We start from the raw sequence: 17,857 nt of genomic DNA, 5'->3' as shown, positions 1-17,857 counted from the left end.
TGCGGTCGGATCGCTACCGGAACCGGCAGGGTGGGGACCGCCAGGAGAAATGGAACGGGCGTGATGTTGGACCACGCCACGGGGAGCACCGGAGAGCAATAATCCGATGCGTTGCGGCACCCAACCGGCTGCAATCACCGACCCCGTGAGGAATCACCGTGACTGACCACGCCCAGAATGACACCACCCAGACCGCTGTCCAGGACCCCGTAGAGGCTCCTGTGGAAGCCGCTGTGGATGCCCCTGCAGAAACCGCTGTGGATGCACCCGTAGAAGCCCCTGACGAGACGCCGGCCGAGACGCCGGCCGGTCCTGCTTTCGCCGATCTCGGCATCGACGGCCGCGTCCTCGCCGCCGTCTCCGACCTCGGCTACGAGACCCCGTCCCCGATCCAGGCCGAGACCATCCCGCTGCTGCTCAACGGCCGCGACGTGGTGGGCCTCGCCCAGACCGGCACCGGCAAGACCGCCGCCTTCGCCATCCCGGCCCTGTCCCGACTGGCCGAGACCGCGGACGTCTCCGGGCCGGCGTCGTCCCCGCAGATCCTGGTCCTGGCCCCGACCCGCGAACTGGCCCTGCAGGTGGCCGAGGCCTTCACCTCCTACGCCAAGCACATCAAGGGCGTGACCGTGCTTCCCGTGTACGGCGGCGCCCCCTACGGCCCGCAGCTCTCCGGACTGCGCCGTGGCGCCCAGGTCGTGGTGGGCACCCCCGGCCGCGTCATCGACCACCTGTCCAAGGGGTCGCTGAACCTGTCCGACCTGCAGTACATGGTCCTGGACGAGGCCGACGAGATGCTGCGCATGGGCTTCGCCGAGGAGGTCGACCAGATCCTCTCCGCCACCCCGGAGGGCAAGCAGACCGCACTGTTCTCGGCCACCATGCCGCGCGCCATCCAGCGGATCGCCGGCAAGTACCTCAACAACCCCGTTGAGGTCAGCGTGGCCGCGAAGAACACCACCGCCGGCAACATCCGCCAGCGCTTCATGCAGGTCAGCCACCAGTGGAAGCTCGAGGCGATCACCCGCATCCTCGAGACCGAGGAGCATGACGGCGTGATCGCCTTCGTGCGGACCCGTAACGCCACCGAGGAGCTCACCACCAAGCTCAACGCCCGGGGTTTCCGCGCCGCCGCCATCTCCGGCGACATCGCGCAGAACCAGCGGGAGAAGACCGTGGAGAACCTGCGCGCCGGCCGGGTGGACATCCTGGTCGCCACGGACGTGGCCGCCCGCGGCCTGGACGTGGAGCGCATCAGCCACGTGTTCAACTACGACATCCCGCATGACACGGAGGGCTACGTCCACCGCATCGGCCGTACCGGCCGCGCGGGGCGTTCGGGCAACGCCGTGCTGTTCATGACCCCGCGGGAGAAGTACCTGCTGCGCGCCATCGAGAAGGCCACCCGCCAGACCGTTGAGCAGATGTCCATGCCGTCCGTGGCGGACGTCAACAAGACCCGCATGGGCCGTTTCAGCTCCCAGATCACCGAGACCCTGTCCCAGGGCGATCTGGGGATCTTCCGCGAGCTCATCGACTCCTACGTGGCGGAGAACGATGTCGACGCCGAGGACGTGGCCGCGGCCCTGGCCAAGATGGCCCAGGGCGGCCGTCCGCTGCTGACCGAGGAGCAGGACATGCCTCCGGCCCGGATGGACCGTGGCGGCCGGGACGACCGCTCCGAGCGGGACGGCCGCGGTTCCCGCGGACCGCAGCGCGGCCCCGCCGAGGGCAACGCCACCTACCGTATCTCCCTGGGGCGCCAGGACCGGGTGCAGCCGGGCAACATCGTGGGCGCCCTGGCCAATGAGGCCGGACTGCGCTCGAACCAGATCGGTCACATCGACATCCGCTCCAACCACTCCCTCGTGGAGCTGCCGGCGGATCTGTCCGGCCAGCAGTGGAGCGCCCTGGGCAACACCACCATCAACGGCCGGCCGATCGAGATCCAGAAGGACACCGGACGTCCGACCAGCGCCGAGCGGGACAGCAAGCCCTTCCGGTCCGGCGGAGGCGGCTACCAGGGCAAGTCCGGTGGTGGGTTCAAGGGCGGTTCCGGCGGCTACAAGGGTGGTGCGAAGGGCGCTTCCGGCGGTTACAAGGGCGGCGGCAAGAAGTCCTTCGACAAGCCCTCACGCGACCGTTACTGACCGGTTCTGACGTGGAAACACCTCGATTTCATTTGTGTGAATATCGCTGGTAGAGTTTCACGTCGTTGCCCCGATAGCTCAGTGGTAGAGCGCCATCTTGGTAAGATGGAGGTCCCGGGATCGATTCCCGGTCGGGGCTCTGAATGAGAGCCCGTGCGTTGCGAGATGTCGCGGCACGGGCACACTCATTTCATGGCGGCGTAGCTCAGCTGGTTAGAGCGCACGACTCATAATCGTGAGGTCGGGGGATCGAGTCCCCCCGCCGCTACGGAACTGGACCTGGACCCTCGCGGGGCCGGGTCCTTTTTCGTTGCTACGGTAGAGCGGTGTTCAATCCCTGGGACAACGGCTCGAGGCCGTATCGCATCACCCTGCTGACCGGCACGGGACTGATCCTGCTCGGCATCGTCCTGGCGGTGGTCGGCGGCGCGGTGTCCCTCCTGCCGCTCCAGTGGACGGCCATCGGGCTCATCGGCCTCGGGCTCGTGACCCACCTCGCGGCGCAGGTCCTGCGCGCACGGGACTCCCGGCTGCGGAACCGGGGCGGTTCTTCCCGCGGCTGACAGCCTCCGGCAGCCGGTAGTCTGGAGGGCGATCAGACCGCCGTCATCAACACACCTCAGGAGGACCGCCGTGGGCGTGAACCCGGACCTGCAGGGGCGCAGCTATCCGCCCACCGAGCCCTATCTCGTCGGCCGGGAGAAGATCCGTGAGTTCGCCGCGGCGGTGCAGGCCACCCACCCCGCCCACACGGACCTGGCCGCCGCCCAGCGGCTCGGCTACGCCGATCTGGTGGCGCCGCCCACCTTCCTGGTGACCCTGGCGCAGCGGGCCGAGGCCGCCGTCGTGAACGATCCGGAGGCCGGCATCGACTTCTCCCGGGTGGTCCACGCGGACGAGCGCTTCACCCACCACCGGCCAGCCGTGGCCGGGGACGAGCTGATCGGCACCACCTCCGTGGAATCCGTGAAGTCCCTGGGCGGCCACACCATGGTCACCACCGCCACCGAGATCACCACCGCCGGCGGTGAGGCCGTCAGCACGGTGCGGTCCACCCTGCTGGTCCGCGGAGAGGCAGCATGATGCAGAAGGGCGATTCCATCGGCTCCACCACCCTCACCCTGAGCCGCGCGGACCTCGTGCGCTACGCGGGGGCCTCGGGCGACTTCAACCCGATCCACTGGTCCGAGTCCACGGCCCGCTCCGTGCAGCTGCCCGGGGTGATCGCGCACGGCATGCTGACCATGGGCGCCGCCGTCCAGCTCGTCACGGACTGGTGTGGGGACCCCGGGGCGATCCTCGACTACCAGACCCGCTTCTCCGCCATGGTCCCGGTGGACGAGGCCGAGGGCGCCACCCTCGAGGTGTCCGGCAAGATCGGCAAGGTCTGGCCCGCAGCAGAGTCCGGTCCCGGCGCCGGCACCGTCCGGATCGACCTCACCGTCACCGACCCGCGGAACGGGAATGCGAAGATCCTGACCAAGGCGCAGGCGGTCGTGCGCCGGTGAGCGGACCCGTGAGGCTCGCCGAGCACACCACCAGCCGCGTGGGCGGCCCGGCTGCCGACTGGATCGAGGCCACCTCGGCCTCGCAGGCCGTTGAAGCCATCCGGGCGCTGGACTCCTCCGGGATCCCCCTGCTGGTCCTGGGGGGCGGCTCGAACACCCTGATGGCCGACGCCGGCTTCCCCGGTACCGTGGTCCAGCTCGCCTTCACCGGGACGCAGGTCATCCAGGAGGCGTCCGGCGGGACCACGCTCGTGCGCCTGGCCGCCGGGCAGGACTGGGACGAGGCCGTGGCCTGGACCGTGGCGCAGGGACTGACCGGGCTCGAGGCACTCTCGGGCATCCCGGGCTCGGCCGGGGCCACCCCGGTGCAGAACGTGGGCGCCTACGGGGCGGATGTCTCCCATACCCTGGTCTCCGTGCAGGCCTGGGACCGGGTGGCGGGGGATCTGGTCACGCTCACCGCGCAGGACCTGCAGTTCGGGTACCGGGACTCCATCATCAAGCGCAGCCTGCTGGCCTCCGATGACACCACGCCGCGCTGGGTGGTGCTCTCCGCGGACTTCCGCCTGCACCACACCGGCCGCACCGCGCCCGTGCGGTTCTCCCAGCTGGCCCACGCCCTGGGCGTGGAGGAGGGGGAATGGGCCCCGTTGGAGACCATCCGCCACCACGTGCTGCACCTGCGCGCCGGCAAGGGCATGGTCTTGGACCCGGAGGATCATGACACGTGGTCCACGGGCTCCTTCTTCACCAACCCGATCGTGCCGGCCCCGGTGCGCGCCCATCTGCCGGGGGACGCCCCGGCCTATGGTGCGGGGGCGGACGAGGACGGGAACGCCCTGGTCAAGCTCTCCGCCGCGTGGCTGATCGACCGCGCCGGGTTCTCGAAGGGCTTCGGGCTGGGACCGGAGGAGCACGACGTCGCCGGGGCCCGCGCGTCGTTGTCCACCAAGCACACGCTCGCGGTGACCAACCGCGGTACGGCGCGCACCGCGGACCTGCTGGCCATCGCCCGGACGGTGCGGGACGGCGTGAGGGACCGGTGGGGCGTGGAGCTGCACCCCGAGCCGGTGCTGGTGGGCTGCAGGCTGTAACGACCCGTTCACGGGGCCGTCACCGGCAGGCCACCCGCCTGCACGGTCACCTGCCTAACGTCATCCCCCATGGGCGGATTGTTTGTGGCCATCGGAGACTCCTTCACCGAAGGCGTGGGGGACTGGGACGCCCGGCACCCCAACGGGGTGCGCGGCTGGGCGGACCGGGTGGCCAAACAGCTGTCCAAGGCCGACCCGGACAGCCGCTACGCCAACCTGGCGATCCGCAGCCGACGCCTCGCGGGGGTGGCCGAGGAGCAGATCGGACCGGCCCTGGAGATGAAACCGGATCTCATCAGCTTCTATGCGGGCGGCAACGACCTGCTGGAGGTGCGCCAGGACCTGGGGGTGGTCCTGGCGGCCTACACCCGGGCGGTGGAGCGGCTCGTGGCCTCCGGGGCGCAGGTGCTGCTCTTCACGGGGTTCGACGTCCCGCTGCACCCCGTGCTGGAACCGTTCAAGCGCCGGAACTGGGTGTTCAACGACCACGTCCGTCAGACCGCCCGCCGGCACCCGGACTCCGTGACCCTGGTGGACTACTGGATGTGGGACGCCTACCGTGACCGCCGGATGTGGGACATCGACAAGCTCCACATGAACCGGGCCGGCCACCGCTACATGGCCATCCAGATCCTCAACATCCTGTGCGTCCGGCACCAGCTGGAGTTCGAGCCCTTCGGGCCCAGCGAGCGGGTGGGGCCCGTCCAGTCCCTCAACCGGGATGTGGAGTGGCTGCGTCAGTGGGTGCTGCCCATGTTCGGCCGCCGGATCCGGGGCGTCACGCTCGGTGACGAGCTGCGGCCCAAATGGCCCGAGCCCATCCGGCCGGCAGACGGCATGAAGAAGACCTACCGCAGGCGGCGCAAGCTGTAGGTGGATTTGCTGTTCAGCAAGAATGTTTGCGCACTGGTCAACATGGCTGCAGGATGAACGCCATGACCTCAACACACGAGCCCTCCACAACCCCACCCCTCGACGTCCTGGTGGCCGGCGGTGGCGCCGCCGGCCTTGCCGCGGCGGTGACGCTGGCGCGGTCTCGCCGGACCGTCACCGTGGTGGATTCCGGCCGGCCGCGCAATGCCCCGGCCGAGGGCATCCATGCCCTGCTCGGCCGCGAGGGCATCAGCCCGGCGGAGCTCCTCGCCGCCGGTCGCCGCGAGGTCACCGGCTACGGGGGAGCGGTGCTGGACGGGAAGATCACGGCGGTCCGCCGCCTGGCGGACGGCCGCTTCGAGGCCACGGTGCGCGGTGATGCGGGCCAGGGCGAGGGCGAGGGCGAGGGCGAGGGCGAGGGCACGGTCCTCACCGCCCGCCGGCTGCTCATCGCCACGGGACTCACGGATGAGCTGCCGGACGTCCCCGGGCTGGCCGAGCACTGGGGCCGCAGCGTCATCCACTGCCCCTACTGCCACGGCTGGGAGGTCCGGGACCGCTCCATCCTGATCCTGGGGACCTCACCGAACTCGGTGCACCAGGCCCTGCTGTTCAGCCAGCTCAGCGCGGATGTCACGTTCCTGGCGGAGATCGGGCGGGGGCCCGGGCTGGAGGCAGATCAGGTGCGGATGCTGGCAGCGCGCGGGATCGAGGTGGTCGCGGGGGAGGCGGCCGGCGTCGAGTCGACGCTCCAGGCCGGCGAGGCCCGTCTCGCCGGGGTGCGCCTGACCGGCGGTGAGCTGCTGCCCGCCGAGGTGCTCGTGGTGGCCCCGCGGATGCTGGCGAACACCGAGGTTTTCGAGCCGCTCGGACTGCGCCTGGAGGAGAACCCGATGGGCCGGTTCATCTCCACGGAGGACATGGGCCGCACCGGCGTGACCGGTGTCTGGGCCGCCGGCAACTCCTCGGACCTCTCCGCCCAGGTCGGGGCGGCCGCCGCGGCCGGGACCATGACCGCCGCCCTGATCAACGCGGAGATGGTGATGGAGGGGCTGGCCTAGATCTAGAAGAGCTGACCGGGGTTCAGAGGTTGCCGGTGGCGATGGCCAGCATGCGGCGCACCGGCTCGGCGGCGCCCCAGAGCAGCTGATCGCCCACGGTGAACGCGGAGAGGTACTCCGGGCCCATCTCCATCTTGCGCAGCCGGCCCACGGGGATGGTCATGGAGCCGGAGGCGGCCACCGGGGTCAGGCCCGCCATGGAGGCCTCCTTGGTGTTCGGCACCACGGAGGCCCACTCGTTGTCCGCGGCGATGATCTGCTCGATCTCGTCCAGCGGCACGTCCTTCGTGAGCTTCAGGGTCAGGGCCTGGGAGTGGGAGCGCAGGGTACCGATCCGCACGCACAGCGAGTCGAAGGGGATCCGCTCGCCGTGTGCTGAGCCGGCGCCGCGCCCGAGGATCTTGTTGGTCTCGTCCCCGGCCTTCTTCTCCTCCTTGGACATGCCGTTGCCCAGGTCGGCGTCGATCCAGGGGATGAGGGAGCCGGCCAGCGGGACGCCGAACTGGGAGGCGTCCAGGGCACCGTCGCGCTGGGCGGCGGAGACCTTCCGGTCGATCTCGAGGATGGCGGAGGCCGGATCGGCGAGCTCGTCCGCCACCAGGCCGTGCAGGGTGCCGAACTGGGTCAGCAGCTCGCGCATGTGGCGGGCGCCGCCGCCGGAGGCCGCCTGGTAGGTCATGGCGGTGCCCCACTCCACGAGGCCGGCCTTGAAGAGTCCGCCCAGGCCCATGAGCATGCAGGAGACGGTGCAGTTGCCGCCCACGAAGTCCTTGACCCCGGAGGCCAGGCCGGCATCGATGACGTTGCGGTTGATCGGGTCCAGCACGATGATCGAGGAGTCGTCCATGCGCAGCGTGGAGGCGGCGTCGATCCAGATGCCGTCCCAGCCGGCGGCCCGCAGCTTCGGGTAGACGGCCTGCGTGTAGTCCCCGCCCTGGGTGGTCAGGATGACGGGCAGCTTCGCCAGCGTCTCGAGGTCATAGGCGTCCTGCAGGGTGCCGGCATCACCCTGCATCCCGGCCAGCTTCGGCGCGGGCTTGCCGGCGGCCGAGGTGGAGAAGAACACCGGGTTCAGGCGGCGGAAATCGCCCTCCTCGGCCATCCGCTGCATGAGCACGGAACCGACCATGCCGCGCCAGCCGATGAGTCCCACGGTGGGGGTGGCGGCGGCCTCAGGGGTGGACAGGATGGTTGAATCAGGGGAAAGCATGTAGGCCAGTCTACGGGCCTTCGGTGTCAGACGTCAGTGACGTGCGCTTCTTCAGGGCCCATAATCCGCCGAAGATGAACACCTGCGTGAGCACCACGAGGAAGACCACGCCCATCACCACGTTGCCCGTGAAGATCATCACCAGGCCCATCACGGCGGTGACCAGGCCCAGGATCGGGCAGGCGATGAACGCGATGAAGGTCAGGGTGGTCTTGTTCATCAGGCTCATGGCCTCTCCCAGCGTTCGAAGCGGTAGCCGTCATGGTCCTGGACCGCGGTGCGGTCCCACTGGCCGTCCAAGGCGGGGGCGTGGGTGTCTCCGGTGACGTCGGTGTCGATCACCGTGATCTCGGCCAGCGTCGCCACATCGAGGGCCTGCTCGTAGAGCGTCGCCCCGCCGATCACCCAGATCAGGTCCAGCCCGTCGGCCTCGGCGGCGGCCTCGAGGGCCTCCTGGAACCCGGGGACGACGACGGCCCCCGCCTGGCGCATGGCCGTGGCCGATTCCTGGCGCCGGGACACCACGATGTTGGTGCGACCCGGCAGGGGGCGGAACTTCTCCGGGAAGGAGTCCCAGGTGCGCCGGCCCATGATGACGGGGTGGCCGAGGGTGAGCTCCTTGAAGTGGGCGAGGTCCTCCGGCAGGTGCCAGGGCATGGTCCCGTCGGCGCCGATCACCCGGTCCGGGGACTGGGCCCAGATCATGCCGATGCGGGAGGGGGTGCTGGTGGAACGGGGTGGGTCAGACGGCAATGGGGGCCTTGATCGTCGGGTGGTGCTGGTAGTCGACCAGCGCGAAGTCCTCGAGCCGAAAGCTGAACAGGTCATCCGGGGTGCGGGCGATCTGCAGCTGCGGGTAGGGGTACGGCTTGCGGCTGAGTTGTTCGGTGACCTGGTCCACGTGGTTGGCGTAGATGTGGCAGTCGCCACCGGTCCACACGAACTCACCGGGTTCCAGTCCGGTCTGCTGGGCCACCATGACGGTCAGCAGGGCGTAGGAGGCGATGTTGAACGGCACGCCGAGGAAGAGGTCCGCCGAGCGCTGGTACAGCTGGCAGGACAGGCGGCCGTCCGCCACGTAGAACTGGAACATCGCGTGACACGGCGGCAGGGCCATGTTCTCCACCTCGGCCGGGTTCCACGCGGTGACGAGGTGCCGGCGGGAGTCCGGGTTGGTCTTGATCGACTCCACGACCTGGGCGATCTGGTCGATCTGCCCACCGTCCGGCGTGGGCCAGGAACGCCACTGCACGCCGTAGACGGGGCCGAGTTCACCGTCCGCGTCCGCCCATTCATCCCAGATCTTCACGCCGCGCTCCTGCAGCCAGCGGACATTGGAGTCCCCGCGCAGGAACCAGAGCAGCTCCAGCGCCACCGACTTGAAGTGCACGCGTTTGGTGGTGATCAGCGGGAAGGACGCGGAGAGGTCGTAGCGCAGCTGGCGTCCGAAGACGCTGCGGGTTCCGGTTCCGGTGCGGTCGGTCTTGACGGCGCCGTCGGCCAGGACCTCGGCCAACAGGTCCTCATACGGGGTCGGAATGCTCACCGGCCCAGTCTACTGGCCGTCCGGGCCACCAGATCCATCGTCTCCTGTCGGCTGAAACCGGCCTCGGTCGCCTTCCGCACGAGGTCCTCGGCGGCCTGCACGACGCCGGCCGGAGGCTTGCGCTGCGACCCCGGCGGCCGCTCGGGCAGGGTGTCAGCCACCGTGGTGCCGTGCCGGCGGCGGGACAGCACGTACCCGGCGGCCTCGAGTTCGCGGTAGGCCCGCGCCACGGTTCCCACGGCGATCCCGAGGTCTGAGGCCAGCGCCCGGACCGAGGGCAGCCGGGCACCGGGGGCCAGCGTGCCGTCGTCGACCAGCTCGGTGATCCGGGCCCGCAACTGCTCGAACGGCGGCACCGGCGAGGACAGGTCCAGGGTGATCTCGGCACTCATGGTGAGCTGACTTTCGCGGCCCTGATGTCGTGAAGGGCCGCCGGGCGCCAGAGCAGTAGGACGAGCATCCCCGCCAGCGCCGCGAGGGGGATGCCGTAGACCAGCAGCTCGATCGCGGGGGACAGATCCGGTGCCGGCGCGGTGATACCCGCAGCATACTCCTGGGCCAACTCCTCGAGGTCGCCGTACCTGGTGCGGTGGGCGTGGCCTCGCAACCCCTGGGCCCAGCTGGAGGTGGCCACCGCTGCCACGGCGAGGGTGGCCGCGGAAGCGGTGCGGAGGATGCGGTGCACCGCGAGGCGCCGGACGGCATCGTCGGCTGCGGGGGAGAGTCCGGTCAGTGAGGGGCGGCGAGCCATGAGGACGGTGGCGGCCCAGGTGGCGGCGGCCAGCAGTGCCAGCGCCAGGACCAGGTAGGGGGCGAACGCGGTTCCGGGGCGGGATCCGGCGGTGTAGGTGCCCATGGTGTGGTTCTGCGTGACGTAGCTCAGGTACAGGGCGTCGACCCCTGGGGTGGACCAGGACACCACCACGACCGCCACCGCCACGAGGCCGCTCCCCACGCTGACCCACAGCAGGGGCCCCGGGACGTAGTCCAGGGTGCGGCGGGCCACCAGGCGGGCGTTGCGCACCGGTCCGGTCTGCCGGGGCCAGGTGTGCTGGGCCACCGCGTAGATCCCCAGCAGCAGTAGCGCAGGGAGGGCGGCCGTCAGCACGGCGGACACCGGGTCCGGGGGCGGCGCGGGGGCCGCGACGGCCTCGGCCCCCTGCCGGGCATCGGCGCCGTCCTGCGGGCCGTCCGTCGAGAGGCCGCCGTCGGCGAGCCCCTGGAGCAGGAAGACGGCGAAGAGGACGGCCAGGGTGGCGATCAGGGCCATGGCGAAGCCGTGCATCCGGGCCGAGGTCACGGGGGCGCCGTCGTCCGGGGACCAGCCGGACAGCCGGACCAGGGCGTAGACCAGGATCGCGAGGGCGGTGAGGGCCAGGCCCAGGCCGAGGAGGAGGACGGGAAGCACGGTCATCGCTGGGGGACCTCCTGCTGGAGCCGGTCGGGAACGGGACGGGACGGTCGCGTGGCCACGCCGGGCACCGCGGGGGCGGGGGCGATGAGGCAGGCCACGATGAGGCCGAACAGCGCGAACAGCAGCAGGCCCCGGGTCATCAGCAGGCCGTCCGGCAACTCGTTGATCCCGGGGTCGAAGACGGCGGAGGTGATGAAGCCGTTCCACACCTGCACGCCCGCCAGGAGGGCTGCCCCGGTCACGGCGAGGACGCCGGCTGCGCCGACCGCCAGGATGCGGTTGGCCCCGCCGGTGCGGATGGCCTCGTCCTGTGCGGGGGTGGCACGGCCGAGGTCCGGCCGGCGCAGGGCCAGCCGGGACAGTGCCAGGCAGAGCACGGCGAAGCCCGCCGTGGTGACCGCCAGGGCCGCTGCCAGCTCGGCCGCCTGCCGGGTCTGGAAGGCCGGCGTGACCAGGCACAGCACGCACCACACCGCGGCCAGCACCACCGCCAGCCCCAGGGCTGCCAGGGGCCACCGCGAGGATCTTCCGGTGCTCGAGGGGGCATCGGCAGGGCAGTGGCCGCGGCGGACGCCCAGCTCGGTGAACCCCAAGATCAGCAGGGCGGCGGCGCAGGGCAGGGCAGTCCACAGGAGGAGGGACCACGGGCCGCCGTGGTCGGACGGAGCGGCCCTGAGGAAGAGGAGGAAGGCGACCATCACACCGATTGGGACCCCGGCGGTCCACGCGATCGTCGCCCCGTCGAGGCGTAGCCGCAGTACAGCGCGCGCGGTCCCGGGCCGTGACGGTGAGCTGACCGCTCGGGGCGAGCGGCCGGCGTCGTAGGCCTGGCGTCCGGATGCCGTGTGGGAGCCGAGCTCGGAAACGTGGGGCGAGCGCCAGAACAGCAGGACGACCAGCAGGGCGATGCAGAGGCCGGCCCACCAGGGGGCGGGCTCCGCGCCCATCTGACTGATGCCGAGCACCATGGCGGCGGCCGTGCGCAGGGCCCGGTTGACGGCGATCCGCCGGACGAGGTCGTCATCGTGGGGGTGCAGGCCGAACAGGAGGGGCCGGCGGGCGATGGTCTGCAGCACCACCATGAATCCCACCCCGGTCAGCACCAGCGCCAGGACCAGCCACGGGACCACATCCGTGCCGGCGCGCTGCCCTGCCTCGAACCACGAGCTGCCGCCACTGCCCGTCTCATCACTCCATTGCTCGTCGATCTGCCGGGCCTCGACGCCCGGCACGGTCCAGGTCAGGGCCACCGGGCCAAGGGCGGCCACCGCGATCAGCACGGTGAAGGCCGTCAGGTACCGGGGCAGCAGATCAGCGGGCCGGCGGTCCTTCAGCCGCGCTGTCCGCACGGCACCGGACTGCCGGGGCCAGGTGTACTGGGCCACCACGTAGACGAGCACGAAGCCCAGGACGGGGCCGAGGGTGATGCCGAGCCCTTCGACCCAGGTCAGTCCGGGCACGGGGGCACTGATGATGGTGCGGTGGATCTCGCCCTCGGTCTCGGTGGTGACGGGGAAGGCGCCGTCGCCGAAGACCTGGTACTCCTCCGCGGTCCGCAGCCTGCTCAGCCCGGCGGTACCCGAGGCGAAGAAGGCGATGAGGGCCGTGATCATGGCGTGGGTGCGGACGGCGCGGACGGGGTCCCCGCGGCCGGGACTCCACGCGGTGCCGCGCAGGATCAGATAGAGCACCCCGAGGCCGAGGGCCAGCCCCAGCCCAGCCGAGCCGGCCCAACCGAGCCACTGGCCGCCGTCGTCCACTTCACCCATGGTGCCCCCTTGTGTCTGTATCAATGTATCAAGTCATTGACACATTCAAAAGGGGCGACCCGGAAAGGGGCAGCGGCGATTACTCCGGCAGTTGCCCCTCGAACACCATCGGCTGGTACTCCGGGTAACGCCGCAGGTAGTCCTGCACATAGGAGCAGTGGGGCACGACCGAGTAGCCCTCGGCCTTCAGCCGCTCCAACACGATCGTCACGAGGGCCCGGGCGTAACCGCGGCGCCCGAAGGACTCGTCGATGATGGTGTGCTGCAACACCACCACGGCCTGATCGCCCACGGTCTGCTCCGTGTAACCGAGGAAGCCGATGAACTGGTCCCGCTGCCACAACTCGACCCGCCCGCGGTCTGGGTCTCGCTCCACGCGCAACTCGTCGTGGACGATCTTGGGTGCCTGCTCGGAGTCCTGCTCGCCGCCGGTGGTCATGGCTCGACCCTAACCCAGTCCGCCGGCGAAGATCAGTCGTCCCAGACGTCGTAGGTCTCGACCGAGACGATCTTCCCGCCGAGGTCCAGGGCCTGATGCGCCACGATCAGCGCCCCGGGGGAGAGGAAGGGGTCCTTCTCCGGCAGGGCAGCCAGGACGGCCGGCGCGATGTTCTGGGCCAGCACCTCCAGCAGCAGCGGCAGTACGGGCCGGTGGGTGCACAACAGGGTCGAGCGCTGCTTGCCGAGCAGTCTGGCCATCTCCTGGCGAGCCTTCTGGGGCTTGTTCTTGGCCGACTTCTCGGTGAAGGCGGACACCTCCTTGAAGACGCGCTTGGTGTCCTTGACGTAAGGGGTCACGGTCTCCACGCAGCGCAGCCACGGGGAGGTGATGACCTTCTGCGGGTCCCAGACGGCCAGGAGCCGGCGGACGGCCACCGCCTGGCGTCGGCCCGTCGCCGCGAGCGGGCGTTGGCCCTCCGCCCGGGACCAGGAGGAACGCGGCTTGGCCTTGGCATGGCGCAGGATGATGAACGGGGCGGTGCGCAGCGTCTGGTTCCGGTGTGCGGCGATCAGCGCCTCCAGCGGCTCGGCGTCCGTGGCGTTGGTGAGCAGCCCGCGGGCCGCCTCAGCCGTGACCCACTGGGTGCGGTCCACCTCCTGGCCGTCCGGCACCGGCGTGACCCGGCCGGCCTCGGCGGCCCAATACCAGACCTCTTTCGTGGTCTTCTTGCCGTTGCCGATCGTGTAGCGGGTGATCGGCAGGGGGAGCCCGAGCTCGACCTCGAGCCCGATCTCCTCGAGGACCTCGCGCCGCGCGCATTCGGGGAGGGTCTCGCCGTCGTCCAGCTTGCCCTTGGGCCAGGACCAGTCGTCGTAGTGGGGACGGTGGATCAGCAGGACCTCGAGCCCCTGGCCCGTGGCGCGCCACGGCAGGACCCCGGCGGCGAGGACCTGAGCTGTGGGTCCGGCATCCAGGGCGACGGCGGTGGAACGGGAGGCCACCATGCGGTGGTTCTCGGTGCTCATCAGGCGCCGGGGGCGTACATCACGTCGGTGTCCCAGCGGATGAAGCCGAGCGCGCGGTACAGCTCCACGGCGGGCGTGTTGTCCGCATCCACGTAGAGCATCACGGCCGCCACGCCCTGCTGCTGCAGGTGGCGGATGCCGGCCACGGTCAGTGCCCTGCCCAGGCCGCGCCCCTGCGCCGCCGGGGCGATCCCCACCGAGTACACCTCGCCCAGCGGAGGACTGTCCTCCACCCCGGGATGGATCTTCGTCCAGTGGAAGCCCAGCAGGGTGCCGTCGGCATCCTCGGCCAGCAGGAACCCCACCGGGTCGAACCAGGGCTCGGCCATCCGCGCGTCCAGGTCGGTCTGGTCCAGGGCGCCCTGTTCCGGGTGGCTGGCGAAGGCCGCGGCGTTGACCGCGAGCCAGGCCGCGTCATCGGCGCCGGGGACGAAGGAGCGGATCGTGACCCCGTCCGGCAGCGGCAGTGCGGTGAAGGGCTCCTGATGGGTCAGGCGCAGCCGCAGCAGCTCGCGGACGGGGGTGTAGCCGAACTGCTCGGCCAGCCGGGCGGCGGCCGCGTGGTTGCCGTGGGCCCAGGCGTTCAACGGGACGGCTCGGCCGGGGCGGTTCTGCACGCCCCGTGCCAGCGCGGTGGCGACCCCTTGTGAACGGCAGTTCGGGTGCACCACCAGTTCCAGTGTTCCCGCGGCCTCGGCGCCGTCGTCGGGTGCAGGCGAGATGGCGACGGCGGCGCCCGCCAGCTCGCCCTCCCGCCCCTCCTGATGGTCCAGCCAGGCGATTACGGTGTGGACCCGGTCCGGATCGTCCGTGGTGCGCAGCTCGACCCAGGTCTGGTCGGAGAACGGGGGGTTGCCGTCGGCCTGTTCGGCGGCCTCGGCCAAGGTCACGAGGTCTCGCAGCCGAGCGGCCTCGAGCTGGCCGGCGCTCGTGGACAAGGTCGGGGATTCGTGCGGGTGGTCCATGGGGCCAACCCTAGTCGCTCTGACGTGCATCCTCCCTGCCGTTGTCCCGGGGAACGAAGCGGTAGCCCACGTTGCGCACGGTGCCGATCAGCTGCTCCTGGTCTGGTCCCAGCTTGGCCCGCAGCCGCCGTACATGGACGTCCACCGTGCGGGTGCCGCCGAAGTAGTCATAACCCCACACCTCGTGCAACAGCTGCTCCCGGGTGAAGACCAGGCCGGGGTGCTGCACCAGGTGCTTGAGCAGCTCGAACTCCTTGAACGTGAGGTTCATCGGCTCACCGTGGACCTGAGCCGTATAGGTGGAGGCGTCCACATAGATCCCGGACGCACGGATCGGCTGATCCTTCGCGGACACGGCCTCGCCGGCGCCTGACCGGGGCAGGAGCGCCAGACGCAGCCGGGCTGTCACCTCGGCGGGGCCGGCGGTGTCCAGCAGGAAGTCGCGCGCACGCCAGGCCGGGGAGAAGCCCGCGAGCCCACCCTCCGTCAGGACCGGCAGCAGCGGCAGCTCGGGTGAGGCGGCGGCCAGGGCCCGGCACAGGTTGCGGGCGGCGGCGAGGTCCCGGCGGGCATCCACCAGGACGACGTCGGCCTCCGGGTGCCGCAGCACCGACTCGGCCCGCGGTGGTCCCGCGATCGTGCGGTGGTCCAGGAAGGCCAGGGAGTCCAGGACCGCCTCGGGGCGGTCAGACGCGCCGGAGAGCATCAACAGAACGGCCATGAAGGGCCTCCTCCTCCGGGTCTTCCGGGTCAGGACGATTATAGGGAACGGTCGGTGTCCGGATGGAGTCAATGGCAGGATGGAAGGGTGAAGCATCCACTGTTGGCCGGCACGGCCGCGATCGCCGCCGTGCTGGTGGCCGCCGGAGGCCTTGCAGCGGTCTGGCTCGGTACCGGGTGGACGGTGTGGGCCGTGGTCTTCGTGGCGGCCGCGCTCGTGGTCGTCGTCGCCCTGGGGTGGCCGCAGATGCTCGGCGCCCCCGCCCGGAAGTCATTGACCGCCGTGCTCGGCCTGGCCGGACTCGCCGCCGCCGTGGCCGCGGGCCTCTGGCCCGGGCGGGAACCCGGTGAAGGCCCCGAGGAGTTCGGGGCCTCACTCATCGAGCCGATCGCGGTGGCCATCGCCCTCGGGGTGGTGGCCGCGTTCATGGTCCAGCTGTTCCGTGGCTCCGGCAGCCCCCACCGCCTGGAATCCACCGCCGGGACCATCGCCGGCGTGGCCGTGGTGTGCTGCGGTGCCGGTTGGGTGGCCCTCACCCGGTACGACGCCGGCCCTCTCGCCTTCTCGGTGGGCCTCTCCCTGGCGCTCGCGGCCCTGGCCGGACTGGTGTCGTCCCCGCGTCGCGCCGGAAAGCGCACCAGCGCGGGGCTGTCCGCGGTGCTCTCCGTGGTGCTGGCCGGCGTCGCGCCCTGGTTGGTGGCTGGCATCTGGCCCGCAGCCTGGCCGGAGTATCCGCTGCCGAGCGCCGTGGTGGCCGGTGCCCTGGCCGGCCTGGTGCTTGTGCTGATGGGAGGCCTGGCGCCGGAGGACGGCCCGGGCCGCCCCGCGGGTCGTCGCGCGGCGATGGCCCTGGGTGCGGCCCCGGTGGCAGTGGCGGGACTTGTGACCTATTTCGTGTTCAGGATCATGCCGGTCTGACCGGCGGGAGGAGATGTCATGACTGATATGGCCGCGGCCCACTACACGGCTGCGCTGGAGGAGGGCGGGGACGACGCTTTTGAGCGGGCGTTCCGGTTCGTCGGTGGGGTGCTCACCCAGGTCTTCGGGGGTTCCGGGGCCGATGTGGTGGGAGCCTCCGTGGTGGTGCGCCGCCGCAGTGACGAGGACGAGGTCCTGCGCATCGACGCCGTCAACGCGGAGGACGGGGACCAGATCCTGCAGGCGATCCAGGGGGACCTGGACACCTACCCGGAGGACGAGTTCGTGACCTACTGGCTGGAACAGGTCAAGGGCGGACGTCATGTGGCGGGACGCGACGGCGATGAGACGCGGCAGGACTAGCTCTGGAGTAGGATCGGGGACATGTCGATTCTTGCACTTGAGGTTTTCTTCACCACCCTGCTCGTCATCGCCGGACTGGCCATGGCGGCCTTCGCCGTACTCGTGGTGACCGGCCTGTACAAGGGCCAGCGCTGAGGCTGAGCCCGCGTGGCCACTGAACTCCCGTTTGACCTGACCCCGGAGCTCGCTCCACTCTCCTGGCTCATCGGCGCCTGGGAGGGGCAGGGGCGCCTCGGCTCTGGCGAGGACGGGACCGAGATCTTCTATCAGCGGATCGATTTCACCGACCACCATCTGCCCTTCATCGAGTACCGGGCCGAATCCTGGCTCTGCGAAGCGGACGGCACCCTGTTGCGCCCGCTCACCGTGGAGAACGGCTTCTGGGCCCTGGACCGGGAACGCCGCGACGGGGACCCGGGTCCGGGCATGCAGCCGGCCGACGTGGTGCCCGTCCTGCGGTCCGCCGACGATGTGGAGACCTTCCGCCGGCCGGACGGCTCCTTCCCGATCACCGCACAGATCTCCCACCCCGGTTCCCTGACCGAGCTGTACTACGGCGTGATCAAGGGCCCCCAGCTCGAGCTGGCCACCGATTCCGTCCTGCGCGGTTCGGCCGCCGGGCCGTACGAGGGCGGATCCCGGATCATGGGCCTGGTCAACGGCCAGATGTTCTGGCGTTGGGACGCCACCCACACTTCCGAGGCCGGCGAAGAGCCGCATGCCTCGGCCATTCTCGACCGGATGCCGGACCCCACCCAGGGGCGGCTGGCGCCCGGGAAGCCACGAACGGAGTCCTGA

At 70.7% G+C, this 17,857-nt stretch carries 21 protein-coding genes and 2 tRNA genes; 12 read left to right on the top strand and 11 right to left on the bottom strand.

All coding sequences use genetic code 11. From position 1 onward, the window contains the following. Positions 1 to 158: 158 nt before the first annotated feature. From ACSU1G_RS30290 to ACSU1G_RS30250, 9 genes are all read left to right on the top strand, one after another. Positions 159 to 2,150 (top strand): DEAD/DEAH box helicase, encoded by a 1,992-nt coding sequence (locus ACSU1G_RS30290; protein WP_439284638.1) that lies wholly within the window; start codon positions 159 to 161, stop codon positions 2,148 to 2,150. A gap of 67 nt (positions 2,151 to 2,217) precedes the next feature. Next, a tRNA-Thr gene (locus tag ACSU1G_RS30285) sits at positions 2,218 to 2,289 on the top strand. Between the two features lie 55 nt (positions 2,290 to 2,344). Beyond that, a tRNA-Met gene (locus ACSU1G_RS30280) sits at positions 2,345 to 2,418 on the top strand. A gap of 58 nt (positions 2,419 to 2,476) precedes the next feature. After that, a complete protein-coding gene (locus ACSU1G_RS30275; RefSeq protein WP_439284636.1) occupies positions 2,477 to 2,713 on the top strand; it encodes a hypothetical protein in 237 nt (78 codons plus the stop codon). Positions 2,714 to 2,783: 70 nt separating this feature from the next. Next, on the top strand, positions 2,784 to 3,233 hold the full coding sequence (locus ACSU1G_RS30270; RefSeq protein WP_439284634.1) for an FAS1-like dehydratase domain-containing protein: 450 nt from the start codon (positions 2,784 to 2,786) through the stop codon (positions 3,231 to 3,233). Then, positions 3,233 to 3,658 carry a MaoC family dehydratase gene (locus ACSU1G_RS30265; RefSeq protein WP_439284722.1) on the top strand — a complete coding sequence of 142 codons (426 nt, stop codon included), beginning with the start codon at positions 3,233 to 3,235 and terminating at the stop codon, positions 3,656 to 3,658. Before ACSU1G_RS30270 ends, ACSU1G_RS30265 begins: the two co-directional genes overlap by 1 nt. Then, positions 3,655 to 4,752 (top strand): UDP-N-acetylmuramate dehydrogenase, encoded by a 1,098-nt coding sequence (locus ACSU1G_RS30260; RefSeq protein ID WP_439284632.1) that lies wholly within the window; start codon positions 3,655 to 3,657, stop codon positions 4,750 to 4,752. The genes ACSU1G_RS30265 and ACSU1G_RS30260 overlap by 4 nt, the downstream gene beginning before the upstream one ends. A 69-nt stretch (positions 4,753 to 4,821) precedes the next feature. Then, the gene (locus ACSU1G_RS30255) at positions 4,822 to 5,625 is read left to right on the top strand and encodes an SGNH/GDSL hydrolase family protein (protein WP_439284630.1); all 804 of its coding nucleotides are present in this window, start codon (positions 4,822 to 4,824) and stop codon (positions 5,623 to 5,625) included. Positions 5,626 to 5,687: 62 nt separating this feature from the next. Next, positions 5,688 to 6,686 (top strand): NAD(P)/FAD-dependent oxidoreductase, encoded by a 999-nt coding sequence (locus ACSU1G_RS30250; RefSeq protein ID WP_439284629.1) that lies wholly within the window; start codon positions 5,688 to 5,690, stop codon positions 6,684 to 6,686. A gap of 22 nt (positions 6,687 to 6,708) precedes the next feature. Here the strand turns inward: ACSU1G_RS30250 and asd are convergent, their stop codons facing one another. From asd to ACSU1G_RS30195, 11 genes are all read right to left on the bottom strand, one after another. After that, the gene (asd, locus tag ACSU1G_RS30245; protein ID WP_439284627.1) at positions 6,709 to 7,896 is read right to left on the bottom strand and encodes an aspartate-semialdehyde dehydrogenase; all 1,188 of its coding nucleotides are present in this window, start codon (positions 7,894 to 7,896) and stop codon (positions 6,709 to 6,711) included. Positions 7,897 to 7,906: 10 nt separating this feature from the next. Continuing rightward, positions 7,907 to 8,125 carry an NF038396 family protein gene (locus ACSU1G_RS30240; protein WP_439284625.1) on the bottom strand — a complete coding sequence of 73 codons (219 nt, stop codon included), beginning with the start codon at positions 8,123 to 8,125 and terminating at the stop codon, positions 7,907 to 7,909. Beyond that, the gene (locus tag ACSU1G_RS30235) at positions 8,122 to 8,649 is read right to left on the bottom strand and encodes a dihydrofolate reductase (RefSeq protein WP_439284623.1); all 528 of its coding nucleotides are present in this window, start codon (positions 8,647 to 8,649) and stop codon (positions 8,122 to 8,124) included. The genes ACSU1G_RS30240 and ACSU1G_RS30235 overlap by 4 nt, the downstream gene beginning before the upstream one ends. Beyond that, the gene (locus tag ACSU1G_RS30230) at positions 8,639 to 9,442 is read right to left on the bottom strand and encodes a thymidylate synthase (RefSeq protein WP_439284622.1); all 804 of its coding nucleotides are present in this window, start codon (positions 9,440 to 9,442) and stop codon (positions 8,639 to 8,641) included. The genes ACSU1G_RS30235 and ACSU1G_RS30230 overlap by 11 nt, the downstream gene beginning before the upstream one ends. Beyond that, positions 9,439 to 9,834, bottom strand: a complete 396-nt coding sequence (locus ACSU1G_RS30225; protein ID WP_439284620.1) for a GntR family transcriptional regulator — start codon at positions 9,832 to 9,834, stop codon at positions 9,439 to 9,441. Before ACSU1G_RS30225 ends, ACSU1G_RS30230 begins: the two co-directional genes overlap by 4 nt. Further along, a complete protein-coding gene (locus ACSU1G_RS30220) occupies positions 9,831 to 10,856 on the bottom strand; it encodes a hypothetical protein (protein ID WP_439284618.1) in 1,026 nt (341 codons plus the stop codon). The genes ACSU1G_RS30225 and ACSU1G_RS30220 overlap by 4 nt, the downstream gene beginning before the upstream one ends. Further along, on the bottom strand, positions 10,853 to 12,625 hold the full coding sequence (locus tag ACSU1G_RS30215; RefSeq protein ID WP_439284616.1) for a hypothetical protein: 1,773 nt from the start codon (positions 12,623 to 12,625) through the stop codon (positions 10,853 to 10,855). The genes ACSU1G_RS30220 and ACSU1G_RS30215 overlap by 4 nt, the downstream gene beginning before the upstream one ends. Positions 12,626 to 12,704: 79 nt before the next feature. Beyond that, a complete protein-coding gene (locus tag ACSU1G_RS30210; protein ID WP_439284614.1) occupies positions 12,705 to 13,064 on the bottom strand; it encodes a GNAT family N-acetyltransferase in 360 nt (119 codons plus the stop codon). Between the two features lie 32 nt (positions 13,065 to 13,096). Further along, positions 13,097 to 14,092, bottom strand: coding sequence for an NUDIX hydrolase (locus ACSU1G_RS30205; RefSeq protein ID WP_439284613.1), 996 nt, complete (start codon positions 14,090 to 14,092; stop codon positions 13,097 to 13,099). Next, entirely contained in the window at positions 14,092 to 15,057 is a 966-nt protein-coding gene (gene mshD, locus ACSU1G_RS30200; RefSeq protein ID WP_439284611.1) for a mycothiol synthase, read from the bottom strand. Before mshD ends, ACSU1G_RS30205 begins: the two co-directional genes overlap by 1 nt. Positions 15,058 to 15,067: 10 nt before the next feature. Beyond that, positions 15,068 to 15,778: a winged helix-turn-helix transcriptional regulator gene (locus ACSU1G_RS30195; RefSeq protein WP_439284610.1), complete on the bottom strand. Its 711-nt coding sequence runs from the start codon at positions 15,776 to 15,778 to the stop codon at positions 15,068 to 15,070. Between the two features lie 87 nt (positions 15,779 to 15,865). Between ACSU1G_RS30195 and ACSU1G_RS30190 the strand changes: the two genes are divergently transcribed. From ACSU1G_RS30190 to ACSU1G_RS30180, 3 genes are all read left to right on the top strand, one after another. Continuing rightward, a complete protein-coding gene (locus ACSU1G_RS30190; protein ID WP_439284608.1) occupies positions 15,866 to 16,696 on the top strand; it encodes a hypothetical protein in 831 nt (276 codons plus the stop codon). 18 nt (positions 16,697 to 16,714) lie between these two features. Then, positions 16,715 to 17,059, top strand: a complete 345-nt coding sequence (locus tag ACSU1G_RS30185) for a hypothetical protein (RefSeq protein WP_439284606.1) — start codon at positions 16,715 to 16,717, stop codon at positions 17,057 to 17,059. A gap of 147 nt (positions 17,060 to 17,206) precedes the next feature. After that, positions 17,207 to 17,857, top strand: a complete 651-nt coding sequence (locus ACSU1G_RS30180; protein ID WP_439284604.1) for an FABP family protein — start codon at positions 17,207 to 17,209, stop codon at positions 17,855 to 17,857.

The organism is Microbacterium sp. A93, from assembly GCF_051842835.1.
Note: the sequence above shows the minus strand (reverse complement) of the source record. Positions and strands in the feature narration are given on the sequence as shown.

Excerpts from the sequence above, each read along its gene's own strand:
- ACSU1G_RS30265 (WP_439284722.1), top strand. The coding sequence starts at position 3,233 with ATGCAGAAGGGCGATTCCATCGGCTCCACCACCCTCACCCTGAGCCGC.
- asd (WP_439284627.1), bottom strand. The coding sequence starts at position 7,896 with ATGCTTTCCCCTGATTCAACCATCCTGTCCACCCCTGAGGCCGCCGCC.
- ACSU1G_RS30255 (WP_439284630.1), top strand. The coding sequence starts at position 4,822 with ATGGGCGGATTGTTTGTGGCCATCGGAGACTCCTTCACCGAAGGCGTG.
- ACSU1G_RS30205 (WP_439284613.1), bottom strand. The coding sequence starts at position 14,092 with ATGAGCACCGAGAACCACCGCATGGTGGCCTCCCGTTCCACCGCCGTC.
- ACSU1G_RS30215 (WP_439284616.1), bottom strand. The coding sequence starts at position 12,625 with ATGGGTGAAGTGGACGACGGCGGCCAGTGGCTCGGTTGGGCCGGCTCG.
- ACSU1G_RS30225 (WP_439284620.1), bottom strand. The coding sequence starts at position 9,834 with ATGAGTGCCGAGATCACCCTGGACCTGTCCTCGCCGGTGCCGCCGTTC.
- ACSU1G_RS30220 (WP_439284618.1), bottom strand. The coding sequence starts at position 10,856 with ATGACCGTGCTTCCCGTCCTCCTCCTCGGCCTGGGCCTGGCCCTCACC.
- ACSU1G_RS30195 (WP_439284610.1), bottom strand. The coding sequence starts at position 15,778 with ATGGCCGTTCTGTTGATGCTCTCCGGCGCGTCTGACCGCCCCGAGGCG.
- ACSU1G_RS30210 (WP_439284614.1), bottom strand. The coding sequence starts at position 13,064 with ATGACCACCGGCGGCGAGCAGGACTCCGAGCAGGCACCCAAGATCGTC.
- ACSU1G_RS30185 (WP_439284606.1), top strand. The coding sequence starts at position 16,715 with ATGACTGATATGGCCGCGGCCCACTACACGGCTGCGCTGGAGGAGGGC.
- ACSU1G_RS30250 (WP_439284629.1), top strand. The coding sequence starts at position 5,688 with ATGACCTCAACACACGAGCCCTCCACAACCCCACCCCTCGACGTCCTG.
- ACSU1G_RS30240 (WP_439284625.1), bottom strand. The coding sequence starts at position 8,125 with ATGAGCCTGATGAACAAGACCACCCTGACCTTCATCGCGTTCATCGCC.
- mshD (WP_439284611.1), bottom strand. The coding sequence starts at position 15,057 with ATGGACCACCCGCACGAATCCCCGACCTTGTCCACGAGCGCCGGCCAG.